At 63.7% G+C, this 12,649-nt stretch carries 8 protein-coding genes; 6 read left to right on the top strand and 2 right to left on the bottom strand.

Features of this window, described 5'->3' with window-relative positions:
* The first annotated feature begins 170 nt into the window (after positions 1 to 170).
* Positions 171 to 749, top strand: a complete 579-nt coding sequence (clpP, locus tag VE009_RS18720) for an ATP-dependent Clp endopeptidase proteolytic subunit ClpP (protein WP_325010225.1) — start codon at positions 171 to 173, stop codon at positions 747 to 749.
* A gap of 49 nt (positions 750 to 798) precedes the next feature.
* Here the strand turns inward: clpP and VE009_RS18715 are convergent, their stop codons facing one another.
* A complete protein-coding gene (locus VE009_RS18715) occupies positions 799 to 2,100 on the bottom strand; it encodes a hemolysin family protein (protein WP_325010223.1) in 1,302 nt (433 codons plus the stop codon).
* 93 nt (positions 2,101 to 2,193) lie between these two features.
* Entirely contained in the window at positions 2,194 to 2,628 is a 435-nt protein-coding gene (locus VE009_RS18710; RefSeq protein WP_325010221.1) for a CBS domain-containing protein, read from the bottom strand.
* Between the two features lie 521 nt (positions 2,629 to 3,149).
* Between VE009_RS18710 and VE009_RS18705 the strand changes: the two genes are divergently transcribed.
* The 5 genes from VE009_RS18705 (at position 3,150) to rnhA (ending at position 12,629) form a co-directional block, all read left to right on the top strand.
* Positions 3,150 to 5,078, top strand: coding sequence for an endonuclease MutS2 (locus tag VE009_RS18705; protein ID WP_414694902.1), 1,929 nt, complete (start codon positions 3,150 to 3,152; stop codon positions 5,076 to 5,078).
* Between the two features lie 14 nt (positions 5,079 to 5,092).
* Complete coding sequence (locus VE009_RS18700; protein WP_325010219.1) at positions 5,093 to 5,299, top strand: hypothetical protein; 207 nt, start codon at positions 5,093 to 5,095, stop codon at positions 5,297 to 5,299.
* Positions 5,283 to 7,694 (top strand): YcdB/YcdC domain-containing protein, encoded by a 2,412-nt coding sequence (locus VE009_RS18695; protein WP_325010218.1) that lies wholly within the window; start codon positions 5,283 to 5,285, stop codon positions 7,692 to 7,694. Before VE009_RS18700 ends, VE009_RS18695 begins: the two co-directional genes overlap by 17 nt.
* A gap of 395 nt (positions 7,695 to 8,089) precedes the next feature.
* The gene (locus tag VE009_RS18690) at positions 8,090 to 11,848 is read left to right on the top strand and encodes an OmpL47-type beta-barrel domain-containing protein (protein WP_325010216.1); all 3,759 of its coding nucleotides are present in this window, start codon (positions 8,090 to 8,092) and stop codon (positions 11,846 to 11,848) included.
* Between the two features lie 142 nt (positions 11,849 to 11,990).
* Complete coding sequence (gene rnhA, locus VE009_RS18685) at positions 11,991 to 12,629, top strand: ribonuclease H (RefSeq protein WP_325010214.1); 639 nt, start codon at positions 11,991 to 11,993, stop codon at positions 12,627 to 12,629.
* Positions 12,630 to 12,649: the final 20 nt, after the last annotated feature.

Genomic DNA, 12,649 nt, shown 5'->3' with positions numbered 1-12,649 from the left:
CCGCCGGCCCGCGCCGCCGCGCCCGCCGTCCGCCTCGCGGGCTTCGCCGCCGCCGGCGGCGCCTCCGCCGCGGCGCTGCGCGCCGGCCGTACCGTTCGCGTCGTCTCGCTCCGCGAAGGAGACGCGATCGCGGCATAGCATGCGCTGCATTCGAAAGGAGAGTGCCGGCTATGGCTTACGTGCCTGTCGTCGTCGAGCAAACGAACCGCGGAGAGCGGTCGTACGACATTTATTCGCGGCTGCTTAAGGACCGAATCGTCTTCCTCGGAACCGAGGTGGACGATTCGTCGGCGAACGCGATCGTCGCGCAGCTGCTGTTCTTGGCGGCGGAAGACGCGGAGAAGGATATTCACTTGTACATCAATTCGCCCGGGGGCAGCATTTCGGCCGGCATGGCCATCTTGGACACGATGCGCCACATCAAGCCCGACGTGTCGACGATCTGCATCGGCATGGCGGCGTCGTTCGGCGCGCTGCTGCTGCTCGCCGGCGCGAAGGGGAAGCGCTACGCGCTGCCGCACGCCGAGGTGATGCTGCACCAGCCGCTCGGGGGAGCGCGCGGGCAGGCGTCGGACATTAAAATACACGCCGACCACATTCTGCGGACGCGGGAACGCGTCAACGCGATTATCGCGGAGGCGACGGGGCAGCCGATCGAGCGCGTCGCGCGCGATACCGACCGCGATTTCTACATGAGCGCCGAAGAAGCGCTGGCGTACGGCATCGTCGACAAGGTGCTTCACAGCTGAAATGCGAAGGGACCCGGAACGGCCGCAGCCGTTCCGGGTCCCTTCCTGTTTATCCGACGCCCAACGCGCGCAGCGGCTCGACGCGGCGCTTTTGCACGAGAATGCGCGAGACGCGGAGATTCTCGGTCTCCTCGACGATAAATTCCAAATCGCCGACGATTACCTTCTGGTTCGCGCGCGGCGGGCTTTCGACATTGGCGTACATCCAGCCGCCGATCGTGTCGTACACGTCGTTGTCGATAGAGACGGCGAAATATTCGTTCACGTCCTCGATCAAGAGCAGGCCGTCGATCGAAAACGTGTCGTCGTCGCGCTTCTCGATCGAGGGGCGCTCCTCGTCGAATTCGTCGTGCACCTCGCCGACGAGCTCTTCGATAATGTCCTCGAACGTCACCATTCCGGCCGTGCCGCCGTATTCATCGATCAAGAGCGCCATGTACGACCGCTTGCGCTGCAGCACCTTCATCAGCTGCGAAATCGGCATCGATTCCGGCACCTTCATGATCGGGCGGACGAACGGCCGCAGATCGGAGGCGCCGCCCGTGTCGAGCAAATCTTTGATATGGATCATGCCGATGATATGGTCTTTGTCCCCGACGCAGACGGGGTAGCGGGTATGCTTCGCTTCGATGACGATGCGCATGTTGTCCTGGAACGGCCGGTCGGCGTATAAGCACGTCATTTCCGTCCGGGGAATCATGATTTCGCGCGCGGTCGTATCCGCGAAATCGAACACGTTGTGGACGAGCGTCAGCTCCGTGTTATCGATATGGCCGCTTTTGTTGCTTTCTTTCACCAGGATGCGGATTTCTTCTTCGGTGTGAGCCGATTCGCTCTCCTGCGCCGGCTCGATGCCGATCCAGCGGAGCAGCCGGTTCGCGAGCCCGTTGAGGAGCCAGATGAACGGATACATGAGGCGGTAAAACAGGTCGAGCGGCCACGCCGCCCACAACGCGACGCCCTCGGATTTGCGGATCGCCAGCGACTTGGGCGTCAGCTCGCCGAGAACGATGTGCAGGACGGTGATGAGGGAGAACGCGATGGCGAAGGCGAGCGGATGGAGCAACGGCTCCGGAATGCGTCCTTCGAACGTCGATTCGAGCCAGACGGCGATCGTCGGCTCGCCGACCCAGCCGAGACCGAGCGAGGCGAGCGTAATGCCGAGCTGGCATGCCGATAAATAAGCGTCTAGATGAAGCGTAAGCCGCCTGGCGATGCCGGCGCGCCGGTGTCCTTGCTGCGCGAGCGCGTCGAGCCGCGAACCGCGCACTTTCACGATGGCGAATTCCGCGGCGACGAAAAAGCCGTTCAGAAAAACCAGCAGCACGATCAGCGTCAAACCGGACCACAAGGGTAACGGGGCAGGCTCCACTCGCGTCTCCGTCCGCGCGCGTCGGTATCCGCGAGGACGGATCCACCTCCTCTAAGATAGTTATTAATCAGCCTATTCTGTCGAATGTTGTCCTATGTTCGCTCTGCCGGGCATTTTGCTATAACAGTACTCTATAATGTCGCTGCGGCGAATGATGCCGATGAATACATCCATGTCGTCAATGACGGGGACGAAGTTTTGGGATACGGCGAGCTTGATCAAATCTTCCATCTGCGCGTTGATGCGAACCGGCACGACGTTGCGGCGCTGAGGCACGTCGCTGAGCGGAATGCGGTGCGTTTCCGAAAATTTCAGATCGGGCGTATTTTTCATTTTGAACAACAAATCGCCCTCGGTGATCGTGCCGGCGTAGCGCCCGTTGTCATCGACGAGCGGCACCGCGGTGTACCCGTGCCGGTCCATTCGCTCGAGCGCCTGCCGCATCGTATGGTTCGGCGTCAGCGTAATGACATCCGTCTTGGGCAGCAAGAAGAAAGCTACGTTCATGTCGGTTAATCCTCCCGTTTCTCTGCCTCCTATTGTATCATGTTTTTCGAACCTACGCCGTCGGCGCCTAGTGCTCTGCGTGACTATACGGTTCCGCGATCGCCGTCGCGCTTCCCGGCTTCGCCGCCCGACGGCGTTGAAGCGGCCGCTTGACAATCGGCGGAGGAGCGGGTAGGATGAGAATTAACTTATTTTGGGAGCGATTTTGATGTCTGCAGGGGTTCTTAACTGAGCAATTGAATAGAGGATTAGCCCGAACGAGCGTTCGAGGGCTTTGTCGATCCGGCAAAGCTTCGGTTTTCTGCGCTTCGTTCCCGCGACTCCTCGATCAGTTAAGAACACGCGGAACGTTGAACCTACGCCATCGGCGAATCCTTCGACCCGGTGCCGCGCCGATTTTTTCGGCGGGCGCCGCATCGGTCCGGATCCGAAGGGGCGCCGGACGACAAGGCAAAGCTGCGTTGATTCTTTCGACGCGCTTTGCCTTTTTTCATTTTCCCCCAAAATAAGGAGAGATCCCCGTGAACGAAATGACGATGCAACGATTGGAATATACGCAAGTGAAAGAACGGCTGCTCGAGTACGCGGCTACGTATTTGGGCAAGGAGCGGGTGCGGCGCTTGACGCCGCTGACGGAGGTCGGCGCGGTGCGGTCGCTGCTGGAGGAAGCCGCCGAGGCGGCGGAGCTGCTGAAGCACGGCGCGAACGTGCCGCTGCCGTCGCTTACCGGCATGGAGACGATTTTTCCGCTGATCGGGAAAGGGTACGTCTTCACCGAGGCGGAGCTCGCCGCGATCGGCACGTTCGCGGCGAGCTGCGGCCAGCTGCGCAAATATATGGACGGCAAGCGGGCGGCCGCGCCGCGGGTGACGTCGTACGCGAACTCGCTGTACGACCTCGACGGGCTGCGCCGGGAAATCGAACGCTGCATTCGCCACGGGCGCGTGGAGGACGCGGCGAGCGGCGAGCTCGCGAAAATCCGCCGGAAAATCGCGGCGGCGGAGGAGAAGATGCGCAAGCGGATCGACGCGCTGATGACGAAATATAAGAGCTATCTGCAGGAGGCGCTGGTCAGCAAGCGCGGCAACCGGTACGTGCTGCCGATCAAGAAGGAGCACCGCCGCCAGGTGCAGGGAGCGGTGCTCGACGAGTCCGCGAGCGGGCAGACGGTGTACGTCGAGCCGGCGGAGCTCGGCGCGCTGCAGTTCGAGCTCGGCGATCTCCGGGCGGAGGAGGCGCGAGAGGAGACGAAGGTGCTCGCGATGCTGACCGGCCTCGTCGAGGAACACGAGTCGGAGCTGCGGCTGAACGCGGAGGCGGTCGGCGCGTACGATTTCTTGTTCGCGAAGGCGAAGTACGCGCTGGCGATCGACGGCGTGCCGGTCCGCGTGAACGACGCCGGCGTCATCGACGCGCGCGGCGCGCGGCATCCGCTGCTCGGCCGCGGCATGGTGCCGCTCGACTTCGCGATCGGCCGCGATTACCGCGCGCTCGTCATCACCGGGCCGAACACCGGCGGCAAGACGGTCGCGCTGAAGACGATCGGCCTGCTGACGCTGCTCGTGCAATCGGGCGTGCCGGTGCCGGTCGAGCCCGGGAGCGAGTTCGCCGTCTTCCAGCACGTGGCCGCCGACATCGGCGACGGGCAGTCGCTCGAGCAGTCGCTCAGCACGTTCTCCGCGCACGTGAAGCATCTCGTCGAGCTGCTGCGGACGGCGAACGGCTCGACGCTGGCGCTCATCGACGAGATGGCGTCCGGCACCGATCCGACCGAGGGGGTAGGCCTCTCCGTCGCGGTGCTGGAGGAGTTGTACCGGAAGGGCGCTACGGTCGTGGCGACGACGCATTTCAACGAGATCAAGCGGTTCGCGGCGGCGGCGCCCGGCTTCGAGAACGCGCGGATGGAATTCGACGCCGAGACGCTGGAGCCGCTGTACCGGCTGCGCATCGGCGAGGCGGGGCACAGCTACGCGTTCGCGATCGCAAGCAAGCTCGGCATGCCGGCGCGCGTGCTCGTCCGCTCCCGCGAGCTGACGGAGGCGGCGCGGCGGGGGGACGCCGGCGCGTCCGGCTTCGAGCCGGCGCTCGACCTGCCGGCGTTCGCGAAAGCCGCGGCGAGCGCGCGGCCGGCGGCGCCGGCGGAGACGCCGGCCGAGGCGTTCGCGACGCTCGAAGCGGGCGATTGCGTCTACATCCCGTCGCTCGACAAGTATGGGATCGTGTACGCCGCCGCCGACCGGACCGGCGACGTCGGAGTTCTCGTGCAGAAGCAGAAGCTGCGATTCAATCATAAGCGGCTTAAGCTGCATATCGCGAAGGCGGAGCTGTACCCGGACGATTACGATTTCGACATCGTGTTCGACACGAAAGAGAATCGGAAGAAGAAAAAGCTGATGAGCAAACGGCACGTGGAGGGGCTGACGATCGTGCGGCCCGAAGAGGATGCTTAGAGGCGATTGAATCGATGCGCATCAACGAAGCGGCGGCAGTCCAGGGCGAAAACGCCCGAGGCTGCCGCCGATTTTCGGTTACCCGGCTCGTCATCGCCGCCCGAATCGACTGCGACGATGGAACTATTTCTCCATTGAAGGGAAACCTTTCCAGTTTTCTGTACGTAGAACCTAGTGGAATCCATTTTCCCGAGGAGGACGAACATGGGAAACCAGCATAAACGATTGAAGCGAATCCAAACGGCTGCGGCGGGCGTATTGACGCTGTCGATGGCGGTGGGGGTCGCCGTCCCCGCTTGGGCGGCGGAGTCGAGCGCCGGCGCTTCGGCCGGAGCGAGCGCGGGCACTGTGCCGAGCCCGGCGAACGTGCCGAACGCGGCTTCGACCGCGGCGCCGATGACAACGGAGAGAGCTGCGAACATTACCCGCGAGGAAGCGGAGGCGCGGTTCAAGCAGCTGTTCCCCCTGCTGCGGGAAGCCAAACTCGATCAGATCACTTTCGGCGGCAACAGCTATCCGCCGGCGAGCGAAGCCGTATGGAGCCTGCAATGGACGGTGACGAGCGAAGACGGCCGCAGCTCCCACGGGTTTTCCACGGAGATCGACGCGATGACCGGCGACGTCATTTCGGCGTACATTCCGGAATTCATGTTCGGGGAACCGGCGTACTATCCGCCCAAGGTGAGCCGGGAGCAAGCGCGGAAGGCGGCCGAGAGGCTGATCGCGAAAGCCGTCCCCTCGCTGCAAGGAGCCAAGCTGACAGCGAACAACGCCCCCCCGTACGAAGGAGCTTTGTTCGGACCGTTCCGATACTCGTTCACGTTCGAAACGGAGCATAACGGCATTCCGATGCCGTTCAACGCGGTCCATGTCAGCATCGACGGCAACGGGAACGTCACCCATCTGTCGTACCGCCCGATCCCGGGCGGTTTGCCGGAGGCGAACGACCCGATCGCGAAGGAAAAGGCTGCGGATGCTTACAAGGAACGGTTGGAGCTGCAGCTGGCTTATGTGAACGTGAATCGGCACGGTCAAACGCCGAAATGGGTGCTTGCCTGGACGCCTTCGCCGGCGCATTCGGGCGTGATGGATGCGATCACGGGCGAGTGGCTCGGCTTCGACGGCAAGCCGCTCCAAGAAGACTCCGCCTCCGTTCAATACGAGGAGATCGCGTCCGCCGGGGGCGGCGGCTTTCAGCCGGAGAAGCCGTCCGGAGCAACGATTACGCAGCAGCGGGCGTCGGCGATCGTCGCGTCGGCGTTCGGGATCCCGGACAACTATTCCTTGGAACAGCATGTCCTCCAGAACGATTATGCGTCGGGGAAACCGGTGTGGCGGCTGCATTGGAGGCAGAAAGACGCCCCTCCGTTCGGGTTTCCGCCCGGCTTGACGGCATCAGTTGACGCGGCGACGGGGCAAATCTACGAGGTTCGGAAGGAGATGTACCCGCCGTTCGCCGGTCCGTCCGAAGCCGAGGAAGCCGCGGGTGAGCCGATCTCCGAAGCGGAAGCGCGCCGCAAAGCGGACGATCTCGTCGCAAAGCTGTATCCGGACGCGAAGCGAACGCTGAAGCGGATCGCGAGCGCGCTGCCGAACGAGCCGCAGCCGGCGACGGACGGCTATTTGTTCGTTTACCAGCCGTTCTATAACGGGTATCCGCTGCAGGACCACAGCGTACGAGTGACGCTCGGCAAAGACGGGGAACCGGAATCGTACTTGGTGTGGAGCGCCGGGGCGGTCGAGTCTTCCGAGCTTCCGAAGGAGGCGTCCGTCGGCAAGGCCGAAGCGGAACGGCTTTGGCTCGAGCGCTCCGATTTCCGTCTGCAATACGAACGATTCGGCGGATTTTACGTGGACAACGGCGAGCGCGTCGAAGAAACGACGCGGCTGACGTACCGCCATCAGTGGAAAGAGGGCGGATCGGCTCTCGCGCTCGACGCGGCGACCGGCGAATGGGTGACGTTGGGCTATGCGGCGCCGTTCCCCGCGAACGAGCCGGTCGTCCCGACCGACATCGAAGGCCATGCCGCCGAGGAACAATTCCGGACGCTGGCGCAATTCCGAGTGCTGGACACGGACGAGGAAGGCCGCGCGAATCCGAACGCCGTCATCACGCGCGCGCAATGGGCTCGATGGCTCGCGGCGGCTGTCGAGCCGCACTCCTTGAACGAGGCATATTATTACAGTCCGAATGAGATGGAGCCCAAGCCGTATTATGCGGACGTTCCCGTCGACGATTCGCTGCACAGGGCGCTTAGGGTGCTTGCCCAAATGCGATGGATCAAGTTCGACAAGAAGAGAGACTCGGCGTTCGGTCCGGATCAAGCGGTGACGCGGGAAGAACTGGCGATATGGGCGGCGCGCGTCCTTCGCTATGATCGCTTGGCGGAGCTGCTGCGAGACGACCCGCAGATCGCCGAAGCCCGGGATTTCCGGCAAATCGAGCACCCGGGGGCGGCGGCGCTCGCCGTCAAGCTCGAACTGCTGCCGATCCATGAGAACGGCCGGTGGGAGCCGGACCGGGAGGTAACTCGCGCCGAAGCGGCGAGCCTCCTGATGCAGCTCGTCCGCCTGCAAGCGTCGGTGGATCAGCAGGTGCACGGCCGAATGTATTGATGCGACAAAGCGGAACCGCGCGAACGCGCGCGAGTTCCGCTTTTTTTAATTTTCCGGGATGACACCGCCTCCATTCGTCATCACCCATTGACGGATCGATGGTGCGGGAGGTTGCGATATCGCAATCGCGCCGCGACGGCCGGCAATGAGCCGATGCGCCAGCGGACGAACCGATCCGCGAACGAGCGCCTCGAGCGAGCGGAGCGGCAAAATTGCGCATCGTCTGGAACATCGAACGATTGCCCCCGATTCCGGCGCGAAGGTAGGATGACGGTATGTGCCGAGCGGGAGGAGGCGATGGGCGGAGCAGGGAGACGGACAGTCTTATGAAAGCGGTTGCGAAATGATGGCGAAGGAGATCCACGAAGACGACGAATCGATAACGGAGGTGCATAATGAAAAAGTTTTTCCTGATCTTGTTGACGTTGGCGTTATGCGGGTCATTATTTCCGCTGTCGCCGTCCGTCTCGCGAGCGGGCTACGACGCGCTGCCGGCGTTCCCCGGGGCGGAAGGGTTCGGTTACGCGGCCAAGGGCGGCCGGGGCGGAGAGGTATATCATGTCACAAGCTACGAGCTGACCGGTCCCGGCACGTTCCATGATGCGCTGACGACCGCGGGCTCCGTGCCGCGCACGATCGTGTTCGACATTTCGGGCGACATTACGATTCCGCAAATTATCGTCCGGAACAAATCGAACATAACGATCGCAGGCCAGACGGCGCCCGGGGAAGGGGTGACGATTCGGGGCAACAACATCCGGTTTATCAACTGCCAAGATATCGTCATTCGGTATTTGCGCTTCCGGCTCGGGACCCAGTCGTTCAACGACGACACGATGTACTTCGAAGACTGCCAGAACGTCATCGTCGACCATTCGTCGTTCTCTTGGGGAACGGACGAAGTGCTGTCGGTGAAAAGCAAAGATTACGAGCGGCCCTTGTCGAAAAACATTACGGTGCAGTGGTCGGTCATCGCGGAGGGGCTGCTTACGCACTCCATGGGCGGCTTGATCGAGATGAACACGATCACGATGCACCACAACTTGTACGCCCACAACAACGACCGGAATCCGAAGACGAAGGGGCAAATCGACTTCGTCAACAACATCGTGTACAACTGGGGCGGCTACCCGTACGTGGCGGGCGGCGAATCGGGGACGAAGGGGTACGGGAACGTCGTAGGCAACTACTTCATCGCCGGCATCAACTCCGCCAATCCGCAGTACGCGGTCGTCCGCGGCAATGAAAACTACAGCTTGTACCTCGACAACAACCGGATCGACAGCAACAAGAACGGCGTGTTGGACGGTACGGACACCGGCGCCGGCATGATGGAGGCGGAGCGCCCTAGCGTACTTGTGCCGGAGCGCTTCGAATACCCGCCGGTGCACACGCAGGAGCCGGAGGCCGCTTACGAATATATCCTGGATCATGCGGGCGCTTCGCTCGCGCGGGATGCCGTAGACGTCCGCATCGTCGACAGCGTCAGAACCCAAACGGGCGCGATCATCGGCCATGAGAACGACGTCGGCGGGTTTCCGGAGCTGCCGCGGGCGACGGCGCCGGCCGATACGGACCGCGACGGCATGCCGGACGCATGGGAGCTGTCGCAGGGCCTCGACCCGAACGACGCCGCGGACCGGAACGGCGACGCCGACGGGGACGGGTACACCAATTTGGAGGAGTATTTGAACGCACTGGCGGCGCCGGGCTTCCCGGCGGGGTATCCGATGACGCCTGTGCCGTGGGACGGCGATCCGTTCGTTCCGCCGGTCGTGCCCGCGCCGGCGCCCGAGCCCGAGCCGGTGCCGAGCATGGACGGCGAACTGCTGCGGAACGTCGTCGTGAACGACAACAGCGGCAGCGGCGACGCCAACGAGAAGCATTGGTCGGTCCAATCGAATTTGCAGGTCGGCGACTTCGTGGCGGGCGATCGGATGACCGGGGATCGGGCGTACCGATTCGTAACGATTCCGAGCGAGCTGCTCGGCACGGAGTGGATTCGCTCGGCGGTCGGCTCGCGCAGCGCCTCGAACCCGGATGTCGTGTCGTTCCACTTGGCCGCCGACGCGGACGTGTACGTCGCGCACGACGCGAGAATTACGACGAAGCCGCAGTGGCTGACGTCCGCTTACGAGAACACGGGAGAGGTTATCGTCGACAGCCAGCCGGTGCAGTTTCAGTTGTTTAAGCGCCGGTTCGAAGCGGGCTCGCATGTCGTCATGGGGCCGAACCACAACTCGTCCCGGATGAACTACTTCGTCGTCGTGAAGCCGGCAAGCCCCGAGACCCCGCCGCCGTCCGCGGCGCCCGAGACGGTCACCGCCGCGTTCGACGCGGACGGCGGCGCGGCGGAGCTGGCATGGACGCCGGCCGAAGGGGCGGATGCGTATTTGGTGTACCGCTCCTCGACGCTGGATGCGATTCCGAAAGTCGTCGGCAGCTCCGAAGCGCCGCAATTTACGGATACGTCCGTCGTCCGGGGAGTGACGTACCGGTACATCGTGACCGCCGTCAACGACGGGGGCGAATCGGCGGCGTCCGGCGCCGTCGAGCTGCCGACGTACGATCCGTCCGTACCGCCGCCGGAGGCGCCCGCCGGGCTCGAAGCGGAGGCGGCCGGCAGCCTGTTCGTCTCCTTGCGATGGCCGGCGGCGAGCGAGGGCGTCATCGCTTACCGGGTATATCGAGCGGAGCATCCCGACGGACCGTACGTCCCGATCGGGGTCGATTTCAACGGGATATACACCGATAAGACCGTAATGCCGGAGACGGCGTATTTCTACCGCGTGACGGCGATGGGAGCCGGCGGGGAATCGGCGCCTTCGGATTCGATTCCGGCGACGACGAAGCCGCCGGTCGCGTTCCCGGCGCCGCCGGCGGGTCTCGCCTCCGAATCGGCGACGACGTCCGCGTTCGAGCTGTCGTGGAATGCGGTGCCGGAAGCGGAATCGTACAACGTCTACCGCAAAGGGTACGAGGAAGGCGGCTATACGAAGGTCGGAACCGTACGGACGGCGTCCTTCGTCGACGACGGCATCAGCGCGGGCCGGACGGGGTACAGCTACCATGTGACCGCCGTGAACGAAATGGGCGAATCGGCGCCGTCCGAGGCGGTGTCGATCGACATGCCGCTGCCGGCGCAGCCGACCGGGCTCGTCGTCGGGCTGGCGGGCGAGACGTTCGTCGGGCTCATCTGGACGTCCCACGGCGCCTCGACGCAGTACAACATTTACCGCGAATCCGAGGAGGAACCGCTGCGGTACGTCGGATACGCGAAGGTGGATACGTTCTATGACCGGACGGTCGAGCCAGGCACGGAGTATACGTACTACGTGCGGGCTGCGAACGCCCGCGGCGAATCCGCTCTTTCCGACGGCGTCACGGTGAAGACGCTCGGCGCGCCCGCGGACGAGACGCCGCCCGTTACGACGGCGGACGCGAAGGAAGGGTGGCAAACCGAGGCCCAGACGGTCCGGTTCCATGCGGTCGACGCCGAAGGCTCCGAGACGACGACGTTCTATAGCGTCGACGGCGGGCCGTTCGTGGAAGGCAATGAGGTCGTCATCGACGGGGACGGCGTTCACGCGCTCCGTTATTACAGCGTAGACGCGGCGGGGAACCAAGAGGCCGAGCGGACGGCGGAGGTGCGCATCGATCGGACCGGGCCGGTCGTCGAACCGAGCGTGACGCTGGTCGTGTACCGTCACGAGAGCGCGAGCCTCTCGTTCCTCGTAACGGACGCGCTGAGCGGCCCGGCCGGGGCGACGGCGGCGCTCGACGGGACGGAGGTCGCGCTGCCGATCGCGATCGAGCCGTACGCGCTGCCGCTCGGAGAGCACGAGATCGTCGTCGTTGCGGCGGACGTTGCGGGCAACGCGGCGGAGCGGCGATTCGCGCTGACGGTGACGACGGACGCAGAGGCGCTCGACGAAGCGCTACTCGCCGCGTTCGAGCGAGGGTGGATCGCGAACGAGGGCGTCCTGAACAGCTTGCTCGCGAAAGCGGAGCGAGCGCGGGACGGCGGCGCGGCGGAACGGAGCCGCGCGCTCGAGGCGCTGGAGAACGAAGCGGCGGCGCTCGCCGGGAAGCAGCTCGACGCCGCGTTCGCCGCGCATTTGCTCGAAGATCTCGCCTATTTGAAACGGCAATAACATGCACAGGCGCTCCTTCGCCGTCCGGCGAGGGGGCGCTTTCGTTTTGTCCGGAACGCCGTCTCTCCTTGGAACGACCCCGCTTTCAACGTATGTTCCGGAAGCGAATGTATGGTAAAATTACTTTTGGTGATTACAGCGTATGTCGAATTCGAAATGGTACGTCGTATGGGTCGGCAAAACGCCGGGCATTTATACGAACTGGAACGACTGCAAGGCGCAAGTGGACGGCGTGCCGGGGGCGAAGTACAAGTCCTATCCGACCCGCGCGGAAGCGGAGAAAGCGTACGAGCAGGGATTCAAAAAAGCGTTCGCCGCCGCCGGAGCGGGCGGGGGCGCCGCAGCGAAGAAAGGGCCGAAAGCGCCCGCGGGCGATTACGATCGCAACAGCATCTGCGTCGACGCGGCGTCGAGCGGCAATCCGGGCGTCGTGGAATACCAAGGCGTAGACACGGCGACGGGGGAGCGGCTGTTCCATCAAGGGCCGATCCCGAAAGGAACGAACAATCTCGGCGAGTTTCTGGCGATCGTGCACGGTCTCGCGTACTTGAAGCAGCGGGGCAGCGACAAGGCGATCTACAGCGATTCCCAAACGGCGATCAAGTGGGTGCGGGATAAGCGCGTGGCGACGACGCTGGCGCGGGATGCGTCGACGGAGGACATGTGGCGGCGGGTCGACCGGGCGATGGCGTGGCTCGCGGCGAATTCGTATTCGAACAAGATTATGAAATGGGACACGGAAGCGTGGGGCGAAGTCAAAGCCGACTTCGGCAGAAAATAGAATGCATCCTGCGCAAGGAG

The sequence above is a fragment of the Paenibacillus sp. genome (assembly GCF_035645195.1).
Taxonomy (GTDB): Bacteria; Bacillota; Bacilli; order Paenibacillales; family YIM-B00363; genus Paenibacillus_AE.
Note: the sequence above shows the minus strand (reverse complement) of the source record. Positions and strands in the feature narration are given on the sequence as shown.

Bases quoted from the DNA above. Each gene is read 5' to 3' on its own strand.
- clpP (WP_325010225.1), top strand. From the start codon at position 171: ATGGCTTACGTGCCTGTCGTCGTCGAGCAAACGAACCGCGGAGAGCGG.
- VE009_RS18690 (WP_325010216.1), top strand. From the start codon at position 8,090: ATGAAAAAGTTTTTCCTGATCTTGTTGACGTTGGCGTTATGCGGGTCA.
- VE009_RS18710 (WP_325010221.1), bottom strand. From the start codon at position 2,628: ATGAACGTAGCTTTCTTCTTGCTGCCCAAGACGGATGTCATTACGCTG.
- VE009_RS18695 (WP_325010218.1), top strand. From the start codon at position 5,283: ATGGGAAACCAGCATAAACGATTGAAGCGAATCCAAACGGCTGCGGCG.
- VE009_RS18700 (WP_325010219.1), top strand. From the start codon at position 5,093: ATGCGCATCAACGAAGCGGCGGCAGTCCAGGGCGAAAACGCCCGAGGC.
- rnhA (WP_325010214.1), top strand. From the start codon at position 11,991: ATGTCGAATTCGAAATGGTACGTCGTATGGGTCGGCAAAACGCCGGGC.